The 23012-nt window shown below is 38.6% G+C and carries 27 protein-coding genes and 1 pseudogene; 10 read left to right on the top strand and 18 right to left on the bottom strand.

The window, feature by feature from the left end; all coding sequences use genetic code 11:
• Positions 1-253: 253 nt before the first annotated feature.
• Genes JCM15074_RS07780 through JCM15074_RS07750 form a run of 7 tightly spaced genes read right to left on the bottom strand, consistent with a single transcriptional unit; the run spans position 254 to position 5595 of the window.
• A complete protein-coding gene (locus JCM15074_RS07780; RefSeq protein ID WP_148300750.1) occupies positions 254-3322 on the bottom strand; it encodes an LPD38 domain-containing protein in 3069 nt (1022 codons plus the stop codon).
• On the bottom strand, positions 3283-3876 hold the full coding sequence (locus tag JCM15074_RS07775) for a hypothetical protein (RefSeq protein WP_025820689.1): 594 nt from the start codon (positions 3874-3876) through the stop codon (positions 3283-3285). The genes JCM15074_RS07780 and JCM15074_RS07775 overlap by 40 nt, the downstream gene beginning before the upstream one ends.
• On the bottom strand, positions 3876-4265 hold the full coding sequence (locus JCM15074_RS07770; RefSeq protein WP_025820688.1) for a hypothetical protein: 390 nt from the start codon (positions 4263-4265) through the stop codon (positions 3876-3878). Before JCM15074_RS07770 ends, JCM15074_RS07775 begins: the two co-directional genes overlap by 1 nt.
• Positions 4262-4552, bottom strand: coding sequence for a hypothetical protein (locus JCM15074_RS07765; RefSeq protein WP_025820687.1), 291 nt, complete (start codon positions 4550-4552; stop codon positions 4262-4264). The genes JCM15074_RS07770 and JCM15074_RS07765 overlap by 4 nt, the downstream gene beginning before the upstream one ends.
• A gap of 3 nt (positions 4553-4555) precedes the next feature.
• Positions 4556-4738 carry a phage holin gene (locus JCM15074_RS07760; protein ID WP_025820686.1) on the bottom strand — a complete coding sequence of 61 codons (183 nt, stop codon included), beginning with the start codon at positions 4736-4738 and terminating at the stop codon, positions 4556-4558.
• Positions 4739-4750: 12 nt separating this feature from the next.
• Positions 4751-5155 (bottom strand): 3TM-type holin, encoded by a 405-nt coding sequence (locus JCM15074_RS07755; protein ID WP_025820685.1) that lies wholly within the window; start codon positions 5153-5155, stop codon positions 4751-4753.
• On the bottom strand, positions 5155-5595 hold the full coding sequence (locus JCM15074_RS07750; protein ID WP_234400188.1) for a M15 family metallopeptidase: 441 nt from the start codon (positions 5593-5595) through the stop codon (positions 5155-5157). The genes JCM15074_RS07755 and JCM15074_RS07750 overlap by 1 nt, the downstream gene beginning before the upstream one ends.
• Positions 5596-5882: 287 nt before the next feature.
• Between JCM15074_RS07750 and JCM15074_RS07745 the strand changes: the two genes are divergently transcribed.
• From JCM15074_RS07745 to JCM15074_RS07735, 3 genes are all read left to right on the top strand, one after another.
• Positions 5883-6686 (top strand): hypothetical protein, encoded by an 804-nt coding sequence (locus JCM15074_RS07745; RefSeq protein ID WP_025820683.1) that lies wholly within the window; start codon positions 5883-5885, stop codon positions 6684-6686.
• Between the two features lie 209 nt (positions 6687-6895).
• The gene (locus tag JCM15074_RS07740) at positions 6896-7363 is read left to right on the top strand and encodes an AAA family ATPase (RefSeq protein WP_025820682.1); all 468 of its coding nucleotides are present in this window, start codon (positions 6896-6898) and stop codon (positions 7361-7363) included.
• A complete protein-coding gene (locus tag JCM15074_RS07735) occupies positions 7360-8730 on the top strand; it encodes an AAA family ATPase (protein ID WP_025820681.1) in 1371 nt (456 codons plus the stop codon). The genes JCM15074_RS07740 and JCM15074_RS07735 overlap by 4 nt, the downstream gene beginning before the upstream one ends.
• 533 nt (positions 8731-9263) lie before the next feature.
• Here JCM15074_RS07735 and JCM15074_RS23540 read toward each other — a convergent pair.
• Positions 9264-9860 carry an antA/AntB antirepressor family protein gene (locus JCM15074_RS23540; protein ID WP_025820680.1) on the bottom strand — a complete coding sequence of 199 codons (597 nt, stop codon included), beginning with the start codon at positions 9858-9860 and terminating at the stop codon, positions 9264-9266.
• 688 nt (positions 9861-10548) lie between these two features.
• Here JCM15074_RS23540 and JCM15074_RS07725 point away from each other — a divergent pair.
• The 5 genes from JCM15074_RS07725 to JCM15074_RS07705 all read left to right on the top strand — a co-directional run bounded on the left by JCM15074_RS07725 (position 10549) and on the right by JCM15074_RS07705 (position 14588).
• Positions 10549-11157, top strand: a complete 609-nt coding sequence (locus tag JCM15074_RS07725) for a hypothetical protein (protein ID WP_025820679.1) — start codon at positions 10549-10551, stop codon at positions 11155-11157.
• A 379-nt stretch (positions 11158-11536) separates the two neighbouring features.
• Entirely contained in the window at positions 11537-12847 is a 1311-nt protein-coding gene (locus tag JCM15074_RS07720) for a hypothetical protein (RefSeq protein WP_025820678.1), read from the top strand.
• Positions 12848-13030: 183 nt separating this feature from the next.
• Positions 13031-13486: a hypothetical protein gene (locus JCM15074_RS07715; protein ID WP_025820677.1), complete on the top strand. Its 456-nt coding sequence runs from the start codon at positions 13031-13033 to the stop codon at positions 13484-13486.
• 264 nt (positions 13487-13750) lie between these two features.
• On the top strand, positions 13751-13987 hold the full coding sequence (locus tag JCM15074_RS07710) for a hypothetical protein (protein ID WP_025820676.1): 237 nt from the start codon (positions 13751-13753) through the stop codon (positions 13985-13987).
• A 259-nt stretch (positions 13988-14246) separates the two neighbouring features.
• On the top strand, positions 14247-14588 hold the full coding sequence (locus JCM15074_RS07705; protein WP_025820675.1) for a hypothetical protein: 342 nt from the start codon (positions 14247-14249) through the stop codon (positions 14586-14588).
• Positions 14589-14690: 102 nt separating this feature from the next.
• On the opposite strand, the pseudogene JCM15074_RS23975 reads toward JCM15074_RS07705, so the two are convergent.
• The 8 genes and pseudogenes from JCM15074_RS23975 to JCM15074_RS07660 all read right to left on the bottom strand — a co-directional run bounded on the left by JCM15074_RS23975 (position 14691) and on the right by JCM15074_RS07660 (position 19866).
• Positions 14691-15791 (bottom strand): annotated as a pseudogene (locus tag JCM15074_RS23975) (IS3 family transposase).
• Between the two features lie 116 nt (positions 15792-15907).
• Complete coding sequence (locus JCM15074_RS07690; RefSeq protein WP_025820673.1) at positions 15908-16243, bottom strand: hypothetical protein; 336 nt, start codon at positions 16241-16243, stop codon at positions 15908-15910.
• A 101-nt stretch (positions 16244-16344) separates the two neighbouring features.
• On the bottom strand, positions 16345-16890 hold the full coding sequence (locus JCM15074_RS07685; protein ID WP_025820672.1) for a hypothetical protein: 546 nt from the start codon (positions 16888-16890) through the stop codon (positions 16345-16347).
• Positions 16881-18017 (bottom strand): hypothetical protein, encoded by a 1137-nt coding sequence (locus tag JCM15074_RS07680; RefSeq protein ID WP_025820671.1) that lies wholly within the window; start codon positions 18015-18017, stop codon positions 16881-16883. The genes JCM15074_RS07685 and JCM15074_RS07680 overlap by 10 nt, the downstream gene beginning before the upstream one ends.
• A 225-nt stretch (positions 18018-18242) precedes the next feature.
• A complete protein-coding gene (locus JCM15074_RS07675; RefSeq protein WP_025820670.1) occupies positions 18243-18797 on the bottom strand; it encodes a hypothetical protein in 555 nt (184 codons plus the stop codon).
• Between the two features lie 12 nt (positions 18798-18809).
• A complete protein-coding gene (locus JCM15074_RS07670; RefSeq protein WP_025820669.1) occupies positions 18810-19064 on the bottom strand; it encodes a hypothetical protein in 255 nt (84 codons plus the stop codon).
• 3 nt (positions 19065-19067) lie between these two features.
• Complete coding sequence (locus JCM15074_RS07665) at positions 19068-19472, bottom strand: endonuclease domain-containing protein (RefSeq protein WP_025820668.1); 405 nt, start codon at positions 19470-19472, stop codon at positions 19068-19070.
• 1 nt (position 19473) lies between these two features.
• Positions 19474-19866, bottom strand: a complete 393-nt coding sequence (locus JCM15074_RS07660) for a replication protein P (protein WP_159105275.1) — start codon at positions 19864-19866, stop codon at positions 19474-19476.
• A 121-nt stretch (positions 19867-19987) separates the two neighbouring features.
• On the opposite strand from JCM15074_RS07660, the gene JCM15074_RS07655 reads away from it, so the two are divergent.
• Positions 19988-20185, top strand: coding sequence for a hypothetical protein (locus tag JCM15074_RS07655; RefSeq protein ID WP_025820666.1), 198 nt, complete (start codon positions 19988-19990; stop codon positions 20183-20185).
• 10 nt (positions 20186-20195) lie between these two features.
• Complete coding sequence (locus JCM15074_RS07650) at positions 20196-20417, top strand: hypothetical protein (RefSeq protein WP_025820665.1); 222 nt, start codon at positions 20196-20198, stop codon at positions 20415-20417.
• Between the two features lie 141 nt (positions 20418-20558).
• Here JCM15074_RS07650 and JCM15074_RS07645 read toward each other — a convergent pair whose 3' ends face one another.
• Both JCM15074_RS07645 and JCM15074_RS21460 read right to left on the bottom strand, forming a co-directional pair.
• A complete protein-coding gene (locus JCM15074_RS07645) occupies positions 20559-21497 on the bottom strand; it encodes a hypothetical protein (RefSeq protein WP_025820664.1) in 939 nt (312 codons plus the stop codon).
• A gap of 163 nt (positions 21498-21660) precedes the next feature.
• A complete protein-coding gene (locus JCM15074_RS21460; RefSeq protein WP_037469324.1) occupies positions 21661-22824 on the bottom strand; it encodes a tyrosine-type recombinase/integrase in 1164 nt (387 codons plus the stop codon).
• Positions 22825-23012: the final 188 nt, after the last annotated feature.

The following is a 23012-nucleotide window of genomic DNA, read 5'->3' as shown; positions in this document are numbered from 1 at the left end:
TCAATACCATTCCACTAACATCCTCTGATAGTAAAAGTCAGAATTCACATATTTGTGATGTGGTGCAATTTAACGACTAGATATAAATACTTTTAAATAACCACTTAGTCGCTACATCATCAAAATAGAAGACTGGCATATTAAATCAATCTAATAATGGTACTAACTTTAACATTTAGATAACACGGATAATCTCTAATACTCTTGTAGGAAATAACTGGCAGGATTGAGAATATCACCCCATAAATAGGGGCTATTGGTGGGTATTATGGTGGGAATTTTGCTTTCTCGAAAACCTCAAGCTCAACTCGACCTTGGCATCTTCAATTTGCTGAAGCTGCTTTTGCTTCTGTTGAGGGCTGAGGTTACTTGCTTCTATTCTACGCTTCTTCGCATTTAATGCTTTAAGCCTTTTAGCAATTGAGTTGGCATACGACTGCAGAGATAACTGCGCTTTGTATTGACTTAGATATGCTTGGCGTTCTTTACCGGTTAACCATTTTAAATCGGCTTTGTATTTGTCGAGTTTGGCTTTCGCTTGGTAGAACTCAGCAATGGCAGCTCTAGGATTCAACTGCTTGTAAAAACGCCGTACAAACGGCACATCTTGCTTATCGATTGCTTGTTCATTGAGAGTCTTAGACGCAATATCTTGCCAACGTAAACTGAACTGCAGTAAACCACCACCCATAAACTTCAACGTATGTTCAAAGGTTTGCGGCGTAATATCGATGGCACCAGAATGGAATCGAGTCCCATCTGTTTGCTCATTAAGCCAAATAGATAAATCCTTTGCCCATTCCCACGTCCTTGTCGTGCCTAAGTGCGCATCAGCTTGTTGTGGGCCATAGCCTCGATGTTCAGGATAAATATCACCACCATAAAAATTCTCATTAAAGGCCAATTCTACTAGCGGTTTAGTGACTGTCGGTGAAATGGTTTTGATAAAGCCATTCAGGGCGTCATCACTTTCTTGTATACCCAATGGCGAAAAGGTACCGGCAATCGCTAGGGTTAAGTTACTGGCTAATTCCCCCAGAGATTTCCCTTGTATGGCACCATCAATGGCATGGCCGATGTTGGCAAACAAGTTATAACCGTAAGGCATTGGGATCGTAATGTAGTCACGGCCTCCCGTCATTATCACAAAGTTATTGGCTTTAATAAAATCAGGGATTTTGTCATAAAAGGGCTGACCGTCATCATCGTCGCCACCAATCTGCCGCATTAAATGAGCAGCCAACACAGTTGAAGCTATCGTGCCTAATGCGAGCTTTTGTGCCAGATTATAAAACTGTGGGTTCCACATCGATTTGGTTCTATCTTTAGGCGTAGCAATGGCTCTGAGCATATTGGCATTGCCCTGAATACTGGCATTAGCGAACATATAAATCGCATTGAGGTTATTGCCCAACTCTCCTTTACGATTAAAGTTAATCGTCAGATTCTTCGCTAGACTGCTCGCACGTTTAACACTGACGCCCTGCTTTCTTGCATGATAATACACGCTAAATCTAGCCGCATTTTCGACCACATCATTATAGTCACGCACAAAGTCAGCTATCTGTTTAAAACGTTTTCGGGCAGTACCCAGTGTTGAGTCACCAGCTCGAGCTAACGATGATTTCAAATCCTTAGCGAGCATATCGATGTCTTTTTGATGAACCCAACCCGTTTTAGCGCCAGATGCTAAAAACTCTTGTAAATAACTGCCCCATTCCCCTTCATATTTATCACTGCGAATACCTTTCTTTAATGCTTTCATGGCAGAGGGTATCGATTTCACCATCTTACTTGCCAGTTTATTGGTACCTCTCGCTTTGCCGTCTAACACCTCAGTTTCAGCCAATATGTTATAAATGGCCGTCTGAATATCTCGGGTAAAGTTGGTCACCATAAACGGTGGACTCCACGTCGTCACTAACGCCGATAAGGTCCGTGTAATACGTCCCAGTGTTCTTGTGAGTATATTGGACTGCTCAACACCTAAATTCCCCAGTGCTTTAAGTAACAATGGATCATGTACTTTAATGTAATGCTCAACACCATCAACCTTAGTCGTGAAATAGGTCTGACTGTCCCTAGCCATTTCATAACCCGTCATTTTTACCTTATCAATGACCGTCTTATCTTCCTTTTTCACTTCACCACGGCGATAGTCTGGGTTATCTGCAGTAAAAATTTGCCAAAATTGTGGATCTGGATTGTCCTTCACCATTTGCAAGAAGGTATTACCCACTTGATTCTTATAGGCACGAATAATCGCTTGAGTAGTATCAGCAATACTATGCAGCAGTGGTGATTCAGCTAAAGAACGTCTTCCCATCGCTTTAAGGGTTTCTCGGCCTTTGATATTAAATCCTTTGCCGGTACCAAACTTTTTACCATCCTCATTATGACGGCCATCTTGAGCCGCATACCCTTTTAAAGGCACATAAAATTGATACTGTGACTGCCATGTATCAATCGCATCTTGAGGAGTTAAGCCATACTTAACCATCATGTCTCGGCTTTGTTTGAGCATGGCATACGTTTGGTTAGCCACCGCTTCTAAGCCTATGCGCTTATTTTCATACACGGCTTTATCTAAAATCGCTTGGGCAGCATCATCACTCATGCCCGAGCCCTTGCCTTTCAGTTCAGGATTAATGGTATCGATATAAGCATTACGCTCTTTGGCATGTTTAGCGATAAGGTATAAGTCCACTTCATTTTGAGTCAGTGAATGTTTAGCCATCAACTCGGTAATGGGATCAATATGTTTAATCTCAAGTTGATGCATTGCCTCACCCACCTTACCGTGAAAGGCTTCCTCTGCAAGATAAGCATTATTATCGTCAGTGATATGTAATTGGCGTTGCAGTAGTTTTAGGCGCGTAAATTTATCTTGGATCTTCCTAATTGCCTTTTCTTGCTTGGTTTCGTCATCGAGCTGAATACGTGTTAAATCACTGCGTCTAAATTTGGTCTGTTGATCATCATGACTTTTTGCTCGAGTACGTTGACCATTTCTGATTTGTGTTGCAATAGTCTGAGCTAATCGATGCAGCTCACTCACAGAAATAGGCTGTTTCACTAATCCAATTTTACGCAGTGCCTGTTTCAGCCAACTAATAATGGCATCATATAAACGCTGAAAACCATGACGATGTTGCTCGATGACATGAGCAAACACTTCTTCTGCTTGCTCATTTGGGGAGAGGGTTCGATAGTGACTATCATGCGTAATCTTATCCCACTCATGTTTGAGTTTCGGATCATCTTTAGCGTGAATGATTTTATCTAAGAGCGCTTGTTTATCTTTTGCTGTAAACGTTGCCAAGCCATAGTGCCCAGTATTTCATGCCGTAAGGTTTCTCTCGCGTCAGCCCGACCTGACAGATGACTGGCGGCAAGGGTAAATAATCCTCTTTCGGGGTGATATGCACCTTTGATGCGTCCGATGCGCTCGGCGGTGTTTTCGGGTCCATATAATTCCTCTTGCGTTGCCGCTATCCGTATATCCAATGGAATGTGTCCATTATAGGAAGCCATAAACGCTTGTGCAATCACGCCGCACTTACGGTTATCGTTAAAAATCGCGTGGTCTAAGATGAAGATTTGAATCGCGGTACTGAAGCCTAGCTGCCTTGCTTTCAAAATGATATTGAGAAACCACAGCATGCAAAACAGCATCACCTGTGCAGGACGACAGCGAAACATCACCTCTTGGCCGTATTCATCGGCAATGATGTAAAGATTATTTAACCGCCACCACCAACAATCAAGATAAGGCGCACAACGCTTTAATAACTCTGCTTCATCATCCCTCAGCGCCATCCGTTCATCAGGCGTTAACCACGTCGAGGTATCGTAAAGCGCCGTTGCTGGCTTCATCACTTAACCACTTTATCTTGGTTATTCGTTAGCTCATCAATGTAACTGTCTAACTTGCTACCACTGCCTTGTGCTTGGCGGATTTCGGCAACTTTCAAGTTATATAGCTGTGCTTGCTCCTTTGATTTATCCGTATCAGCAAGGATTTTATTGTAGTTAACCTGATCGATTTGAATGCTCGACAAGGTTTTAGTGATGGATTCAACTCGGCCGATATTGGCATCTAATGCTTTATCCGCTTTGAATAAGGACTCATATAAACTGGCCGCCACTTCAACACTCGGCTGTTTATTCAGCTCAGTTTGAATGGATTCAATCGCCTTAATCACCACATGAATACGAGAGCGGCACAGCATCAACTCATCTTCAAGTGTGGTGGCTTCAATCATCCCCCTAATTCGGGGTCTTTAAAATACTTAGAATAACCGCCATGTACGATGCCATGTTGATTACCAATCTGAGCACTTTTGCGTTTATTGACCTCAAGGATTTTCTTCACATCAGGCGTAGAACAGGCTTTTCGCTTTAACGGATTAGCCGCCCGATTGACTTTGATATAGCGCCGCGCAGTGACGTAATTTAGTCCTTGTGCCAGACACCACGCTTTCGCAGAAATACCGGTCTTTTTATGCTCAATAAGAAATTGTGTTTGTAATGTGTCCCATTGTTTAGACATACACTACTCATCATCACTCCGCTTACGCTGGATTTTTACCATCTCACGCTTGTACCAGAGATTAACGCCAAAGGTCGCTAGACCAATTAAAAAGCCACCCAACGCCACAAATTCATGAATGGATAAGCCCGCAAGCATTGTCATCAATGAGGCAATGTAATTGGTGGTGACAACAGATTTATCCATATAACCGCTCCATTAATCCTTACTCATCACTTCAGTGACTTTCGGGATAATCTTCTCTGCGCTGCGTCCTACCACATAACCCCCTAGGCCAATTTGCAGTAAGGTCCACGCTTCTTCAGCTAATCTAAATTCAGTCAAACCAAAGGTATCGGCCACCACTAACCCAAGAAACGTGAGCATGGTGATAGGTCGCCAAGTACGCTGAAGCCAGCTTTGCCCTTGCGCTTCAGCAGTAATCACTTTCGTTTTGGCTTCCAGCAATCGAGCTTCATACTCCATAATTTTCAATGACAACTGGCTTTGCATTTCAAACAGCTTGGCTTTAATGGTTAACCGTTCTTCATCACTGGTATGCAGTTCATCCACTAAATCAGTCACAGGCTTCACTAAACCGGTTAAGAAATTCCAAACAGACATTAGACAGCCTCCTCTTGCTTCGCGGGGTATCTTCCCCACGCTAATTGAAAATGAGGGCCATCTTTAAACTTCTTCCAGTCACCGCCCCAAGTCATCGGAATGCTTAATTCATTAGCGGCTTGTTTCATCGCTTTGGCAATTTTGTAGTAAAGCGGCCAGTCCCAACGCAATTCGCCCTCTATCCATGCCCCTAAGTCCACGGCATGACCGGTTAAGTGGCGACTTCTCATTGTTGTCGTTGCCCCTTGTGTTAATAAGGCTGATTGGCGTTTAACGCTGCGCACACCTTCAAGCACAGTAAAATCAACCTGAGTAATCGCAATCGCTCGTTCCACCACACGCACTAAATCTGGATGCACTCCTGATAATCGCTGCCGTGAACGTTGTCCTAGTCGATACATCACCACCTCGCTTAGCCCTAAAAAAGCAAAACCCGACACTCAAATAAGCATCGGGCTTTGCAAATAACAGGTATAAAAAAACCGCCAACGGTATCGTCAGCGGCTCTTATCACTAAGGCAAATACTAGGTTAAATGCGGCAGGTTTGCAAATTGTAGAGGTAAAACCACCAATAAGGTATTTAAATTGTGACGGTTACGTGTTCACCCGTTGCCATTTTGTGACTTAACTATATGTTATTATTCAGAATTAAGCTTAACATACTGTTATGTGGCAGTGTATTGTTTCAGCATGTGTTTGACTGAGAATTTTGAAAAAAGGTAAATTATGAATGTAAATAATGCGGCAGGGAGATTACTTAATATTCTCTCTGAAGGAAAAAATGCAAATCATCATGCCAAATGTAAGGATATTTGGTCAAATATTCTTAATGTTAATGAGGACAATACTTTCGTACTCATTGGTCGTATTGGAAAGGTATTTTCTTTAGTAGATGATATATCTACTGAATTAAAAAAAATAGATAATGTTGATGTAACTCGTTACATGTCTTGGACTAAAAATTTAGAAGTCGGCTTTTCTAATTGCAATTTAGACTCTACATGGCATAACTTTATAGCACACATTAATGAAACAACTCTTGATTATTTGCACATGACCTCGGGCATGTTGTCAAGTAATCGTCCTCAACCAATATTGCCATATCCTGAATTAGAAAGAATTCATGCAGATGCGACTAAATTGATTTCAGACATTATCAAAACTGATACACCTGAATTCTTAAAACAATATTTCGTGGAACAATTGCGTAAAATTTGTATTGCTATTGAGGAATATAAAATAACAGGATCAGCTGAAGTCATTGATATTGTTCAAGCTACATTTGGAAAAGCTGTACTTTCGAATGAATATGTAAAAGGAAAAGATAACTGCGAGAGTATGAGTAAATTTTGGAAATTTATGACTCACACCGCACTTGTCGTATCTACCTTTGCAGGTGCTCTTCAAATTGCAGACTCTACGGCTAAATTGTTTCCCGAGCTCATATCTCCCCCTGTAATTGAAAAGATTGTTGAGGATGCTGGAATAAAAGAAAATACTATCCTTGAAAATGAAACACAAGAAGCCTAATTGTACATAAAAAGCTGTTTAACAAGGATAAAACACTGCTATCTTTTTCTTCCCCAACATTTTAGCCAACTATATTTAGCCTCTTAACAGAGCGTTATGGTAGTAATAACGGACTGTCTCCAATGAAGTTCAAAAAGCAGTATTTTGAGAAACTAGAACGTGTCTAGATAGCTAGGGCTAACCAATATATTCATACAAGGTAGTACAGCGTGAACCTGATAGAATTAAAGAATTTTAAAAAATTCGAAAATATAAATGTTGATCTCAATGAAAAGGGGTTAACTCTAGTATCTGGAGTTAACAACTCTGGTAAAACTAGCCTTCTGCATGCTTTGGCAGTGTGGGAATATGCTAAGATTCTACTGGTAAATTATCGTGGTAAAGAATCACTTTTTGAAGAGTATAATGTCGAAAAGAAAGGATTAGGTATTCCCTCGGAATCTTTTTCTCCAATTAGCATTCCTTCATTGAAATACTTATGGAAAGACCAGAAGACGAACGGGTCATATCAGCTTAAGATAAAAGTAGGTTGGAAAGGCTCAGAAAACAGAAATCTTTATTTAGAAATAGCTTATACACTTAACGGAAATAATTTTGCTATCAAGAAATCAGATTCTAACCTTACTGAATTAGATGTAATTCCAACGATAGCATACCTTCCCCCTTTCGGTGGATGAATGAAAATGAAAGCTGGCTTTCAATTGCAGACAGAAGAAAGCTTATTGGAAAAGGTCAAGCTGGCTCTGTTATTCGAAACTTATTGTTAGATTTACATAAAGCACATGAAAACGAAATTGAAAATCGCAAAAACGAGCTTTTTCCAGGCAAGCAGCGGTTAACACAGGCTGACCAAAATAGACTCAAAGTAATCGATACAGAATGGCGACAATTAAAAAAAATACTATCTGATGTATTTCACGTGAATTTATATGTCCATGATTTCGATAGTCAGTTTCATAACTTCATAAGTGTTGATGTTTTAGACCTGTTTAAAAATCCCGTAACCCAAGAAAAAGAAAGAAATATTTCGAGTAAACGAGATCTTATGGTTGAAGGTAGCGGTTTTCTTCAATGGCTAAGTGTCTTTGCTCTAGCTCTAGATAAAAACAATAACATTCTCCTTTTAGATGAGCCTGACGCTCACTTACATTCTTCATTGCAATCATTGCTTTTAGAAAAGCTGGAAAAGATATGCGAAGAAAATAATAAACAAGTTCTTATGGTTAGCCATAGCTCTGATCTAATAAAACTTATTGATTACCAAAAGGTCTTACATGTTGAGAATTCAAAAGCAGAATATCTAAAAAATAAAGAAGAGAAAGTACTTGTTTTGGAGGGACTTGGTAGCAAATACTTTCCTCTTTTAGATTCAATAGTTGAGCACAAGAAAGTTCTACTGGTAGAGAATGCAAGTGACACGCGTACTCTCAAGTGTTTATGTGAAAAATCAGGAAAAGTCTGGCCTGAAAATCTTGTTGAGTGGGTCACAAATAAAAAACATAAAGAGCGAAAAACTCTAATCATTGAACTCAATCAAAAGATACTCCAAGAAACGGGTAGCCCTATAATAGCCTATAGTCTAAGGGACTTAGATGACAATAATTATAGTACTACTAATATTCATTTATTTGACAATGGTCAAAATGAACAAAGAGATGATTCTGGCGAACATGTAATTATGAAGTATCGAACCTTAAGGCGCAGAGAGATTGAAAACTATTTAATAATTCCTGAAGCTATAAGTCGGTATATAGTCAGTAATTGTAGAAATCCTGAAATTCCTAAAGATGTTAATTCAGTGAAAGATTATCTAATAGGTGAACACGGATTAGTGATACCAGAAACGTTTAAGCTTTCAGATAGAGCAAGCAATACAGAAGGTCTATTTGTCAAAGATGTAAAACCAGTGCTTACGGGAATAAATTCCTATTTCAGAGTTAAGTTCAATAGAGAAGAGTACATTAACTCTATAAACTCGAATGAAATATGTGATGATCTTGTGACTATCATTGACGAGATAATTGAAGTGTGTGGAACAAATTAACATAACAAATAAGGATAGGCCGCGCGCAGCTGTGGCCTATCTCCTAGTGTTGCACAAGCCCGGAGCCTTCCCCACGACTCAAAGAAGATCCACAGACCACCATCATCGAACCATCTACTGCCAAGTGATTCGAGCTTGGCAGTAGATGGTTCGATGTTTATCTTTCAGTAAAAGGGTCTATAAAAAGTGCATTAGTACAATATTTACTTGCCAATCTATACGCATACGCATTGTTAATACCATGCCTGCTGACCATTTTTAGTATGCACTCTTCTTTAGTCGAATAGTAATATCTCTCATAATAATAGAGTGATAAAAGACCTAAAATAGTAGTTATACAAATACTTATTATTACAGGTTTATTTTTAAACATATTCTAACCTCAAGATTCAATATCTTTTTAAAAGTTAATCAGTGCCGAATCAACGTTTATTTTCACGATATTTAAATCTAGAAGCTGAATATAACTAATACAATTTTACTTAAGCGTAACCAAAAAAAGGCTCCTCGGAGCCTTTCCATCCCCGCCCCTACTACCGCTGTTGCTGAACCCGCTTGGCATATCGGGCTAACTTATCATTCGCTTGGGCAGCAATCTCAGCCACCTGCTCCAAACTCAAAAAAGCGGGCTCGTTGATATACCTGACCAAGTTTTCACGGGTCGTCATAAATGCGTTATTAGGCAGATGATGACAATGGGTCACTTGACCATTCTCAATAGTGAGCACAATTTTAGCAAAGTCGAAAAACTGCGTAAGTGAATTGGTGTTAGCGGTTAACGACTGCTGTTCTCTAAGCTGCTTTTCACAATCGATGAAGTAGCGACGAGCTTCACGCCCTTTCTCGTTACGTTCCACCATTGCCAGCTCTTTCGCCATGTCGAGGCTGATATAATACTCAGTCCTAGTTTGAGTGCGTGATTTTGTGCTCCCCCGTTTTGGGGAGCTCAAATTCTCTACTGCAACGTAGTCTGTATTGTATTCAAATCCATATTGATCAATACGGGCTTTAATCCAAGTTGAAAAGTCTCGTCCAATTTTAAGGAAGCGATGAAGATCGCGAGCTTTAACGCATTCAGCTTGAGTGCCGTATAGAGTACGACTATGAATAGTGATGAGATCATTAGTCATGACAGAGTCCTTTGTGTTTTAAGTAGTCGACGACTCACCAGTTAGTAGCTGGTTGGCCGGGTTTCAACTAGAGCACACAAAGACGCTCCGGGCATATTCCCCTTGCGGGTATTGTATTAACGCCTCTCAACCCGGCCACAAAAATGGCGCGGTGGAGCCTATGTTACAGGCACAAAAAAACCGCAAGGCTTTCGGGTGCGGGTAACCGCTTTGTGTTTCTAGTACCTAAAACATAGACAGCAGTTAAAATTATGTCAAACTTTCAGCAATTAGTTAACATCAAATATGATGATGTTCATCACTGATTGAACAATAAAGTGCTTGAAAGTGAGCAAGTTAGGAAAATGAATTTTTTGAGGATTTATTTATTAAGGTTTTGCTAAAAATAAATGAACATGTTTCAAATGTTAAATCTGTGAGAATGGCTTTATTTTTAGGTAATGCTTGGTGGTAGTGTGCTGGTTATTAATGTTGAAAGGACATGCCTCCTGTTCTTATTAAGACAGGTCTTATTTAGAGTTCAGCCTAAAGTGCTATTAGGTGTTAAAAGCAAGGAGCAACTAGTTATGTAAATAATAATTCTTTTATCTATCTAAAAATCTAATTAGTTGGTTGATATTAATAATACTTCTTGTTCTTTTCGACAAGAAATAATCGACCATTATTAATCATATCTGGAAGTATTTAAATGCCATTACCATTACCATTACTTATAGGAATTATTGTAGTAATTTCCATAATTTCATTTGTCTTAAACTTCATTGTTTACCTTGGATATTCTTTTGCTTACTTCATCCAAGATTATTGGCTGATTTTATTAGCCTTAATACTAATCTTTGCAGCAATTGGCATTAAGGAACAGAAGGGAAAAGTAATCACATCTGTATTAGGAATCTTTTTAATAAGCATCAGCTTCATTAACTCATGGTATGTAAGTGAAGACGATGAAAAAAGATCACAACAGCTTGCATCACAATTCGTTGAAACCTATCAACGCATAGGAATGTCTTCCTCTTTAGAAGATTCCACTATCACTAACATTTTAAACACAAGATTCAGTTCTGAATACTTATTGAAAAACGAAGGCGATTTTCAAGAAGGTTTTGAAAAGTCTTTGACAACATTTTTAGGAGATAAAATAAAAAATGTTAAGCTCTATCGTGAAGTTGAACTCCAATATAAAGAATTCAGTCATGGTGGAGGTAAAGTAATCACCATCATTAATGATGGAAATGGAGAAGGAGTATTCAAAATCACCATTAATAATATTGATGATATTGATATTGAAAATATTTAATAAATAGCAAGGAGCAAAAATCAAAATACAATTCGCGCCTAATCGGGTAGCCGGAGGTGTCTAGCCTCCAGCCAACTCCCCTCTACCCCCAACACCTAAACCTGTGCCCTAACACACCGTAACTCAACCACTAGTTTCTGAATCAATATTTTTTTTATAGTTTGACTAACGCCCTATTTGATACCTATAAAATATAATGAGGCCAATGACTTAGAGCCACCACTATTGAACATTTTTTAATCATTAGAAGTTAGGAAGATAGTGCTTGGTTGTTTGTAGTTAATGATTAAAGGACAGTAAACCAGTTCTTATTTAGGCCACTCTTGGTCGGAATTAAGCCGAATATACTGTTTAACTGCCACCGAAGTAAGGAAGCATCGTGAAAAATTTTGAGCTAGAATCGCTGTCAGAAAAAATCCATTTCGGAAAAACAAAAGAGTATTTCGGTGAAGTAATTACTTCATATCAAAACCAATGTTACCGCTCTTCAGTTGTAATGCTATGGTCAGTAATCATTTCTGATCTCGTCTATAAACTGCAAAACTTAGTTGATCAATATGGTGACACTACAGCGTCTCGAATTTTAGCAGACATTAAAAAAGCTCAAGATAATGACCCTAAATCTCCTAATTGGGAGCTAAAGCTTCTCGATGACGTTTACAATGAAACAGATTTTATTGATAGTTCGGAATATGAAAACTTAAGATATCTTCAAAAACAAAGACACCTATCGGCTCACCCTGTTCTAAGACAAAATTTAGAGCTTTATAAACCGAACAAAGAGACAGTTCGATCACTTATCCGAAATGCTTTGGAAGGCGTTTTAATAAAACCACCATTTTATACACAAAAAGTGATAGCAGAGTTTCTTGAAGATCTTGACGAGGCTAAAATAGCTACCAACTCTTTTTCTAAGTTAAAAAGATACATTTCTAGCCGATATTTAGATCGTTTATCCCAAGACGTTGAATTAGTTATTTTTAAAACTGTTTGGAAATTAGCATTCAAGCTAATGGACGATAAGTGCAAAGAAAATAGGCAAGTTAACCTTTGGGTAATTCGTGCAATTACTGAAAGGCATTCCACACGAATTATTGAGGAAATAAAAGGAAACGTTGAAGCATATAGTAATATTGCTGCTAGTGGTGAACCAATGGGCTTCTTGATGTTTTATCTGGCTTATAACCCAGAGGTTTATTCTTGTTTAAGTGAAGATGCAAAGTTAAAAATAAAACATGCAAAAGAATCAACTGTGTTGGGTAAGTTGTATGGCTGGTTTATAGATGGAGATTTAAACAAACATTTTGACTTTCTCTGTACATGGTTTGCTAGTGACGAATACCCAACAATCTCTGATCAACAATGGGAACACTTATTAACGCTTTCTGATTCTGATGAATGGGAGGAACGTTTCTCTAAGTTAATTACTGTTTATTATTGTACATGCCGAAACTTCGATAGCGCAGATCGTGTTTTTGTACAAATCGTCTTGCCTTATTTGAAGTATTTCACAAAAGACTCAGCAGTCTTTATGCTTGAAAAAATAGAAACGAATAGGCAAGTTTGGGATCGAAGCCGTGCTGTTGCAGATCATCCTAAATTAAAAGATAGATTTGATAAGCTGTTAGGTGATGATTTTGACTATAAAAAATACCCAAAGTTTTATAGTAATATTCAAACAGAAGAGTAATTGGCAGTTAACAAGTTGCTCAAACGGACAAAAAACAGCAGGCTTTTGCTTGTTCCTCGCTAATTTTAGCCTTCTATTTTTAGCACATTAGCCTGGCGATAGGTGCTATAAGGTTTTAGCTATCCCATTGAAATATAAATATGTAATTATCAAAATATTTGTCCATTACAAAAGGAGTAATATATGACAAATGTTATTCAATTCCGTAGAAAAAAAGTTGTAGATACAAAACCTGAAAAAAATTTTTCGATGGGTTCGTCAATCAAGATGACAAATTGTCATTTAGAAGGAAATGGGATCGGAATGTTACTTGGAGATGGCGTCGAAGTTAATATGGATAACACACGATTTGTAAACAATGGTACAGGGATTATTGCAGGCAGTTTAGATGAGCAGCTTTTACAAATGTTAAAAACTGCAACCACAACAGAACGCTTCAATTATGCTAATGAGTTATCAAATATTGTTGATGAGCCTGATACCAAAAAACGACAGGAACTAATTAAAAAATCTAACTTAGGTCAAAAGCTATCTACGGTGGCAAATGTCGCAACGGTAGGATCTTGGCTTGGTGGTATTATTGGAGGTGTCGGTTCAATAGATTTAAATACTGTTATGCAAACTATCATGGGAGGCTAACACCTAGTAAGGGCTAATACAGATAACCATAGGCGCCGAGCCTCCAGTCCAAAAGGCTCCTCGGAGCCTTCAATCAGACAATCCAACCTCCCCCCCCCTAAATCTGTGAGTCTCGTTTTTTCCTTGACTGTACTAGTCTGAACGTGCGGTACTTTGCACTAAACTTGGTAATAAAGTAGTTTATAGTTAATAACTAAAGAACAAGCTGAATGTTCTTACTCTGAATTCAGCCTAATATACTGTTGGGTATACACGGAGGTAAATTTGAAAACTTCAAAAATTGGTGGGTATACGTTAATTGTCATCGGTATCATTCTAGGTGCTATTTCACTATTAAGTTTATTAACCTCAATCCCTCAGTTTATCGAACTAAATTCATCAGGTGCTTATAGTTGGGGCTTTATTATTGGCCGTATTTTCATGATAATTTTACTTTTCTTATTATCTAAAGCAGCTATCAAAAAAGGTAAAATGTTAAAAAGTAAATTAAGTTCGGTATAAAAGTATACCTAACGAATAAGAATAGACCACACGCTGCTGTGGCCTAATCCAGTTAGAGTCACCCCAAGAGGCCTCACCTACCTCGCCAGCCATCTTTAACATTGTCCACCAATCCAGCTTAATCTGATTCTATGGTTAAGCTGGTTATTGGTCTTGCCACACAGCTCAGTTGTTGCTAGGTTGTTACAAAAGCATGTAGCGTTATTTAAGCCTATTTGGATTGAAGCTTTCCCGCTAATAGACTACTAGAGGAGTAGATATGACTGAAGGAGCTATATTAGTTAAAAAGCTGAAACCGTCGATGAACCGCATAAAAAAATTTGCTTTATTAGGTGCAATTTTGGGGGCCTGTTTCAGTTATTTCGTTGTCATCCAAAGCCTAACGTTTTCACTGCTTATTTTTCTTTGTTTAACTTTAATTGCTATAGATGAATATTATTCAAGATATAAAATAATTATCTCCCCTGAAAAACTAAAAATATTAAGTCAAATCGATTCTAAACGTAAAGCTCATATATATGTAAATGGTGGGATATTTCGAGAGTTCAAGCAGTTAACTTTAATCGGCATTGTAGTCGTTTCTTGGTTCTACATAAAATAATTCCCACAAAAAACTCTAATTGCTTGAAAACAACATCTAAACTATCATCCTACTATCCACATACCTGATCAATTAAGACTCTGTAACCATCCCCTATATCGATCATTTATTAAGAGAGTTTTCCCTATTTAATCGTTCATACAATTTAGGCGGTAAATCATTCAGTGATTCATGTGGCCGATCATAATTATATTCTTCAATCCAACTATCAGTGATTTCTCTCACTTCAGTCAAGCTATTGAATAAATAACTATCTAAGATTTCATTTCGGTAAGTTCGATTAAACCGCTCAATAAAAGCATTTTGGGTCGGTTTACCAGGCTTAATAAAGTCCAATTTGATGCCGTGTTGTTCAGCCCATATTTCAAGTGCATGTGAAATAAATTCAGGCCCATTATCTTGCCTTAAACGTTTTGGGTAACCGCGATAAGCAGCTATCCTATCAAGTACACGTATCACTCGCTGAGTTGGTAAACTTGAGTCAACTTCGATGGCTAATGCTTCACGGTGATAGTCATCAATGACATTAAATGTTCTAAATGACTTACCACAGAATAAATTATCGCTCATAAAATCCATTGACCAACATTCGTTCACTGTTGCGGGAACGGATAGCGGCTCGGGTTCTCGAGAGGGTAAACGTTTTTTCCTTTTACATCGTAAATTAAGCTTCAAGCCACAATAAATACGATAAACTCGCTTATGATTCCACTTATGGCCTAAAAGGCGTAATCGTTTGAATATTTTCCTAAAGCCATAAGCTCTGCGTTTCTGGGCAATCGCTGAGACAGCATCAATGAGCACATTATCATCAGCACGCTTGTTGATAATAGAAAGTGCAGCGACTGATGTTTAGTGCATGGCAAGCCAACACAACGCCTAAACCAAATTCACTAATGGCATAGTGCGCTAATTTATTTCGCTCTGCTGGCTTTATATCTTTTTTTCAACAATGTCCTTTAGTGCCATGTTTTGCAAACTCACATCAGCAAACATCTTTTTCAGTTTGGCGTTTTCAGCTTCTAATTCACGCATACGAATTAAATCAGAGGCTTGCATCCCACCATACTTTGACTTCCATTTGTAATAAGTACTTTGACCGACATTATGTTTACGACATAGCTCAGGGACTGTATATACGGCAGACTCGCCTTCTTTGAGGATATTGATGATTTGGCTTTCAGTAAAACGTGTATTTTTCATTGTGATTCTCCATTTGTTTCAGTGTAAATGGAAAACTCTATTCAATAAATTCTGATTTTATGGGAGGGTTACAACTCCAAAAGGAGCCTTAATTGATAATAGGAATATCCAGCCTATTATCGTTTTACCACTCGAACTCCATGCTCCCTCCAACCATCAATTTCTGGAGTGGAAAGCAAATAAGCATGAAACGTCAACACGCCTATTGTTTTACGTATCTTTTCTGCCCATATAACACCAATAATCAAACCAACAAGGCACGCTAGTCCAACAACATAACGAGCAATCTCAAATGAAAGAAAGAAAAAACTAGAAGCGGCTATCAATGACAAAATTCCAGCAGGAGAGATAACAATTTGCAGATAAAGCAAAGCAATCATAGCGACAGCCAAAAAATAACAATGATATTCAAGAGGCTTAATAATAAAATGAAAAAATCTTTTAATACTCATTCGACACCCTTACATATTTAGTGAAATATTGACGTAATGACGTCTTCGTAAAATAGCAAGCCTAAACGACCCAGCAGTCCCTACTGGGCCAAAGCCTCATGTTACTTGAAACATTTAGGGCCAAATTTAATATATCTACCTTTTCTATCCATAATTATTGAATCTATATTAACAAGCATTTCAACTCCACTAGAGGTAATTACAGGAATAAGAAATGAAACTCCCATTCGGTATTTACGCTTTACATCTAAGTTTCTAGTAATCTTTCTAAAATCTATAGGTAAATACTCAATAACCTCATCAGGCATCACAGTGAAGTGTCCATCTCTATTATAATGAGAGTTTCCGTGCATCTTAATAAATGAAGGTCTCTTCCCTGTTTTTAGATCATAAAGTTTAATACTAGTATCTGTTGTATCAAATCCATCATCGTTTAAATAATTATTACTGATCGTTAAAGTTTCACCAGAAACATTAGTTAAGGTAAATTTAACTTGTCCCTGCTTAGTACAAACCCACTTCAAATCAAGCGATAGATATTTTTCATTATAGTCAATAATTAACTCACTTTCGGCAGCGGTTGATACTCGACAGCTAAATAGTGAAATGAGAGCAATTGATATCAATAGCCTAATAATTAATCGCATCCTAAATCTCCAATCAGTGAATTAAAAACATAAGGGTTATTAACAGATGTTTCAATAATATCTATTTTTTCAAAATTAGGCAGTTTACTAAAATTTCTCATTTTGTCATTGAATGATGAAATTTCACCTTCCATTATATTTTCACCTTCTCCCTTGATATGCACCCCGCCTGCAGAATGTCCATACTCATGCAATGCTGTATCCCTTAACTCTTTATCAGAGACGAAATAATCACCATACTTGTTTATTTGATTTTTGTCTAAAACCAAATCTTCACGGCTAAATGGCGCATTCTCACCTGTAATGGTACAAAGCCTCCCCTCAACGCCCTTTCTCGATAAGTCTGCAGCCAAAATCCTTGGTACACCAATTTCTGCACCAGAGAAATCATCAATGTTTCCGCTTAACTTACCTTCTATCGTATTCACTTTATTCTTCAATTGAGACACAAATTTCTTAAAATTCTTATTCTTAATCGACTTAAAACCGAGTCGCTTTCTTAAGCTTTTAAGACCACACTTATTGCCACCACCATTTAAAGCAACACTATGACTAGAGACTTCATTTCTCACATCATTAAGTAAGTTAGCAAGTTTAGCTCTGGTTTGAGAGTCCATTTCAGTTAGGCTATCGCCTAAATCATCACAGATAGGGTCTTCAACAAAAGGAAGGTAGCAAGCATCAATTTTGCCGTCGTTATTTTCATCGTGAGGAACGGTATAGAAGGGATATTCTTCGGGAGGACAATAGGCAACAAGAGGAGCTGGATAGGGAATCCTTACACAGCTAACGATAATCTCCATTCTGTAACGAACTGAACCATCACTTCTAAGGATATCACATTGACGAAAATATTCATGAAAATCAGAACGAATATTACAGTTATTTGAAATAGTAAACCCTCCAAGTTTTAACCAGAACTCCTCGCTAATTAAAAATCCAGTCTCTATACATTCGTTTAAAGTCTCAGTATAACCTGCTGCTCCATTTCGCTTTATATATTGCCAAGACTCACCTTCTTTAAAAGATGGCGGTTTAGATGGTCGTGATTCATATATGTCTTCTGCACCAGCATAAAAAGCCAAGATTGGTATTAATCCACAGAAGAATAAAATAGGTATTTTCATATTCATCCTTATTATTTTTATGAATATAAAAACCTATCAATAAATAAATCTATGCGGCATCTAAAAAACCAATAAAATATAACTGAAATATAATTAGATTATTATTTCAACGATAATAAAGGGCTGCCACGAAATATGTAATCCATCTCTTACAGCATCTTCAGAAATATCTTATTAGTAACGTCTAATTTTAATATTCTGCTCATGCGCAGCCCAAAACCAACATCATGCGCAGTTTTCCTGCGCACAATCCATTTTCTGATAAACATTCGCCATAATTTCAGCTTCCCACTGTGCGATTAATCTGAGCAATTCCTTGCACACAGCATCATGCCTTGCACTAAAACTGCGATGGTCAATACCAATGATTTTGCAGCGCTTCCTGAGCGACATTAACATTCGCCCATGCCCTTGACACACGGGACATTCAACCGATTTAAACTCATTAACACCAGACCCTTTACATGCCCCACAAAGTGGCTGAGTAAACTCAATAATTGAAGCATTAACTAAGCCCTCAATGGTGGAATATTTCATTCGATATCGCCCCACTTTCACGAATAATACCGCATACGCCATTAGCGCATTTTTCACTGCGCACAGCTGCGCATCTTGGCCTGCAAAACGGTAAAATGCCCACGCTGAAGCTTCAGGAGACAATCCAACCAGCGCATGCGCAGCATCTTGCCAATCGAGCGCATCGACACTGCGATAATGACCTGTGCCATTCAGATTAATGGTTTTAGGTGATAATTTAGCCAACAGTCTAATTGGATGCATGCTTAAACCCTCCTAATCGGTATTTTCAGAGACTTTTTCATCTCGAATGACTCTTGACCTCAGATAACCACAAGCAGCCAGCAGGGAGTCTCTCACGGCGTTATCGACACACCCGCCTTCGAGTATCACCACACTCGCCTTGGTCAGCTCATTGAGTACCTGGTTCACGTTCAAGTTATCTTGCTTGGCGATATGCTCAGCATGAATCGCAATGCCGTTGACCAGTAACTCCCCTGTCGGTGACAGTTTTTGCATGGTACTTTTCATCGTTCACCCCAACGCTCGCAATGCAGACTCGATTTGCTCAATGGCCTCGCCACGACGAACCATCGCTCCTGAAAACCGCAGTACCTTCCAGCCCATCACGGCAGCAGCGTTGTACTTCACGCAATCCTCCTGAAACCCTTTGGCGGTCAGGTGACGGCTCTTGAGCTGAACTTGCTTGCCGTTGATGGTTCTCGGCTTGCCATGAGACTCGATACCGCCCTCCACCTCCACGGCTAACTTGAGCTCAGGCCACGCAAAATCAAACCGCCATCTGCGTCTTGGATGAAACCGAAATTCACGCTCTGCAACTGGTAACTTCAATGCCTTCAGCTGCTGCGTGAACAAGGCTTCTAGGTCACTGACTCGATTATCGCGGATGTTCTCGTAGTGGTACGCTGGATAGCCCATATCATGACCTCTTTTTCAAACCAAACTTGGCACGTATGTCGGCAATTTTTGACTTGGCTGACTCGCAGCTTGTGGGTTGGGTGGTGGCGCTTGTCGGCAAGGCTTTGGGGATGGTGACATCCAGAGTTTCGCCGTTCATCACACGGCGGCAAACGATGTCGTAATTTCGCTTGAACAGCGGATATGTCTCAGTTTCGGGGCGATTGGATAACTCAAAAAATCCAGTGGCTTGTCCTGCAGCGTAAACCGCCTCATGGGACCAATCATGCTCTGAGGCAAATCGGCCGTGAGTGCAGGCTTCGAGGTAAGCAACACGCTCGTCAGGTAAGCCAAACAGGCCCATTTCAGGCTTGCACCACTCGACCAAATCAATTGGGCTGAAAATGAAGAACAACTCAAAAAGGTTGTCATTCTAGCGACCGAATTACCTAAAGCAGACCAAGCCAAAGCACGTAAGGCTTATAAAAATAAGCTGGCTGATTTAGAAGCCGTTTTGGACGAATAAGGAAGTGATGATGAAAACAATTACTCAGCCCTTCTCAGCTAAATTAGACCAAGTCATCACGCAGCCCAGTGAAGATGTGGTGAGCAGTATTAGGCGCATTTATTTAGCTGAAACCAAACTCGAACGAGATAGTGCAAGCCATGCCCTGCAGCTGTATCTCAACCTTGATATTAAAACCCTACAACAAGCTAGTCGAGCTCAGGCTTAAGGAATGAATTATGACAACTTATACTGAATTACCACTAAGCAAACAACTCATCACGGCAACTGAAACAATGAAGTTACTCGCAGTGAGTCGTGCTAAGTTTTACACCAAGATAGTTCGAGATCCTGACTTTCAGGAAATCGTTAAACCGCTAACGTTAGGCCACAACACGCTTAAACAATACCGCCATTCTGACGTTATTGCGTATATGGATAGGAAGCAACAAGTTGCATGATATGGGAGGATGGAGTATTGGAGCTATCGTAGTAGTTCAGGAATGAACTACTACGCCTCGTTAATGAAATAGCATAGTTAATCTAGCCATTCGTTAAGCAACAAATGAGTGAAAATCAGCCGTGATTTTCCTTGTTTATTATTAGGTTTCATTTGTTAACAACCATAATCGAGTTTTTAATGGTAAAGTAAGTGCCCAAATATTATTTAATAGCCACTGAACTAACTGTTCATGATAAATTGGAATTACTCTTTCAACAGTTTCCCCACAGTAAGCATCTCTGTTAGTTGAGAATAGATATATAAAAGAATCATCAGTTACGTGTTTTTTATAATCTAAAGGAGGCAATTTATTAGGATTATTCCCTGATTTCACTTGAACATAACAAGTTTCATTTTTGATATTCAGCATTGAAAATTCAAAGAAAGGCTTGCTCCGAAAGCATGTTGATTTAGTTAACCGCCAACCTTTTGATTGTAGATAAAAGGAGACAATATCCTCTAAATCATCAGGAGACATCATAGAGAATAATTGATGAATATCGATTAACTTTAAATTTTCCTTTAGTTTTTCATCATCGATTACAGGTTTCCATTCTATATCCTTAGATAACTCTTTTACGAGTAAACTAGAATATTCTTGTTCTATCGCCGATATTTTAATTTTTTGGATCATTCTTTGAGCAATTACACCTCTTTGAATTGCTCCTGATACAAATATTTCAGGCACTTCTAACCAAGTAACTTTTCTTATGTGTCCTAAGTCATATTTTAAAAAATCACACGATATATCTTCGCCATACAGAACATCCTTGCCTGCAATACACAAATAGTACTTTCCATTTTTATGTATCCATAAATGATCATTTTCTTTGACTGAATCAATAAAATGTATAACTTGGTAAGGAACTTTCTTATATTTTTTCACAAGAAGAGCTCTTACACTATCATAATTAGCAGGTTTTTCTTCTGCGTAAGCTCTTGACCAGCCTAAACCTATATATGAATTTTCTTTACAAAATTTAAAAGCATTAAAACCCTTTTCACTAGCGGGCTTAATTGTAAACTTCCAAGTGTTCATTTAAATCCTATGTATATAATAATACTTTGATTGAAAGCTAACATTTTATTCGTGTATATTCACCCTATTTAGAGCAGTGAAAACTGCACATTGTTAACGAATTTAATTGCATATAACCAATAATTAACCACGCATTACATAAGGCTAATTTATGATATTTTAATTAACAGCCTTTTATCTCATCCCAATACAGCTGATACGCAACCCTTTGCTCATCAAGCCAATCATGCTTGTTATAAATAGCCATGATGCCGCCAAGTTCATGGCCAAGCATCTTCTCGGTAACATGGGGCATAATTCCTTTCTCACTTAATCTGGTAGAAATTGTGCGCCTAAAGTCATGAGGCACAAAATGCTCATACAGCAGCTTTTCATTCAAACGTTGTATGAAGCGGTCAATGCTATGAATCGTGATGCATTTATTCGAAGATAGCCCTTCAATAAGGTACTTCCGGTTAACGCCAAAGATGAAATCAAGCGACTCAATCAGTCTTATACTTTGCTCGCTCAGTGGCCGTCTTATAGGCTTACCCGTTTTAGAACGTTCCTTTGGCAATAACCAAACAGCGTCCTCTAGGTTGAATTCAGAACGTTGTGCTTGTCTAATTTCACTATTACGCGCCCCAGTAAGAATAAGCAGCTGAGTACACACCTTAACTTTAATCGATGCCCTACTCGCTTCAATGGCTCGCCACAGTCCAACTATCTCACGCCATTCCAATACCCGTTCACGCCGAGCCTGATATGTCCCAATTGCTTTAACAGGAATATCTAAACAATCAGAGTGTTTGATTTCACCTCGTGATTTAGACCAACGGATAATCGTTTTATAACGTTTTAGAATGCTGCCAGCATTAGCAGCACTGGTCTCTTGCCTAATCTTGTCAAATAGCGCAATCCAAGCGGTATAGCTATATCGCTCTACGTCTATGTTGTAATTGGGAGTAATGTATTTATTACTGAACGAACGATATAGCTCATTTGTTTTCGTAGAAAGCTCTTTGCTTGCATATAACGTGATAAAGTCATTACAAATATCGCCAAGAACACGGCCATTAGCTTGATTGATAGCAAAGTAACGTGGATCTAATCCACTTTGCAGCGCCTTTCGATATTCGCCAGCGGTTTGCCTCGCTTCGGCAAGGCTTGTTTCAGGATATCGGCCGATTTTAATTCTTTGTTGCTTACCTCTCCATCGAAAGCGATAATTGAAAGAAATCACAGCATTTGTAGATATTCTAACGGTTAGCCCATCACGGTCTGAGACTTCCAAAGGACCGGAATATGGTGACTTGATGTTTCTTAATTTGCTATCCGTGAGTGACATAGTTGCACCTTGATTTATTACTGTGACCATCAATAATTGATGCTCAGGATTGAATACTGTTCATAAGTGTCTAATGTTGAAAGAGATCTTCGTTTGGGCACACTTGCTATTAACTTGATGCACATTTAGATGCACAAATATTTTTTAACACTAAGAATAGCAGTAAAATATTAGAAAACATTAAACAA

The organism is Shewanella marina JCM 15074, from assembly GCF_000614975.1.
In the GTDB taxonomy this organism is placed as follows: Bacteria; Pseudomonadota; Gammaproteobacteria; order Enterobacterales; family Shewanellaceae; genus Shewanella; species Shewanella marina.
Note: the sequence above shows the minus strand (reverse complement) of the source record. Positions and strands in the feature narration are given on the sequence as shown.

Bases quoted from the DNA above. Each gene is read 5' to 3' on its own strand.
- JCM15074_RS07775 (WP_025820689.1), bottom strand. From the start codon at position 3,876: ATGAAGCCAGCAACGGCGCTTTACGATACCTCGACGTGGTTAACGCCT.
- JCM15074_RS07770 (WP_025820688.1), bottom strand. From the start codon at position 4,265: ATGATTGAAGCCACCACACTTGAAGATGAGTTGATGCTGTGCCGCTCT.
- JCM15074_RS07765 (WP_025820687.1), bottom strand. From the start codon at position 4,552: ATGTCTAAACAATGGGACACATTACAAACACAATTTCTTATTGAGCAT.
- JCM15074_RS07760 (WP_025820686.1), bottom strand. From the start codon at position 4,738: ATGGATAAATCTGTTGTCACCACCAATTACATTGCCTCATTGATGACA.
- JCM15074_RS07755 (WP_025820685.1), bottom strand. From the start codon at position 5,155: ATGTCTGTTTGGAATTTCTTAACCGGTTTAGTGAAGCCTGTGACTGAT.
- JCM15074_RS07745 (WP_025820683.1), top strand. From the start codon at position 5,883: ATGAATGTAAATAATGCGGCAGGGAGATTACTTAATATTCTCTCTGAA.
- JCM15074_RS07735 (WP_025820681.1), top strand. From the start codon at position 7,360: ATGAATGAAAATGAAAGCTGGCTTTCAATTGCAGACAGAAGAAAGCTT.
- JCM15074_RS23540 (WP_025820680.1), bottom strand. From the start codon at position 9,860: ATGACTAATGATCTCATCACTATTCATAGTCGTACTCTATACGGCACT.
- JCM15074_RS07725 (WP_025820679.1), top strand. From the start codon at position 10,549: ATGCCATTACCATTACCATTACTTATAGGAATTATTGTAGTAATTTCC.
- JCM15074_RS07715 (WP_025820677.1), top strand. From the start codon at position 13,031: ATGACAAATGTTATTCAATTCCGTAGAAAAAAAGTTGTAGATACAAAA.
- JCM15074_RS07705 (WP_025820675.1), top strand. From the start codon at position 14,247: ATGACTGAAGGAGCTATATTAGTTAAAAAGCTGAAACCGTCGATGAAC.
- JCM15074_RS07690 (WP_025820673.1), bottom strand. From the start codon at position 16,243: ATGAGTATTAAAAGATTTTTTCATTTTATTATTAAGCCTCTTGAATAT.
- JCM15074_RS07685 (WP_025820672.1), bottom strand. From the start codon at position 16,890: ATGCGATTAATTATTAGGCTATTGATATCAATTGCTCTCATTTCACTA.
- JCM15074_RS07680 (WP_025820671.1), bottom strand. From the start codon at position 18,017: ATGAAAATACCTATTTTATTCTTCTGTGGATTAATACCAATCTTGGCT.
- JCM15074_RS07675 (WP_025820670.1), bottom strand. From the start codon at position 18,797: ATGCATCCAATTAGACTGTTGGCTAAATTATCACCTAAAACCATTAAT.
- JCM15074_RS07670 (WP_025820669.1), bottom strand. From the start codon at position 19,064: ATGAAAAGTACCATGCAAAAACTGTCACCGACAGGGGAGTTACTGGTC.
- JCM15074_RS07665 (WP_025820668.1), bottom strand. From the start codon at position 19,472: ATGGGCTATCCAGCGTACCACTACGAGAACATCCGCGATAATCGAGTC.
- JCM15074_RS07655 (WP_025820666.1), top strand. From the start codon at position 19,988: ATGAAAACAATTACTCAGCCCTTCTCAGCTAAATTAGACCAAGTCATC.
- JCM15074_RS07650 (WP_025820665.1), top strand. From the start codon at position 20,196: ATGACAACTTATACTGAATTACCACTAAGCAAACAACTCATCACGGCA.
- JCM15074_RS07645 (WP_025820664.1), bottom strand. From the start codon at position 21,497: ATGAACACTTGGAAGTTTACAATTAAGCCCGCTAGTGAAAAGGGTTTT.
- JCM15074_RS21460 (WP_037469324.1), bottom strand. From the start codon at position 22,824: ATGTCACTCACGGATAGCAAATTAAGAAACATCAAGTCACCATATTCC.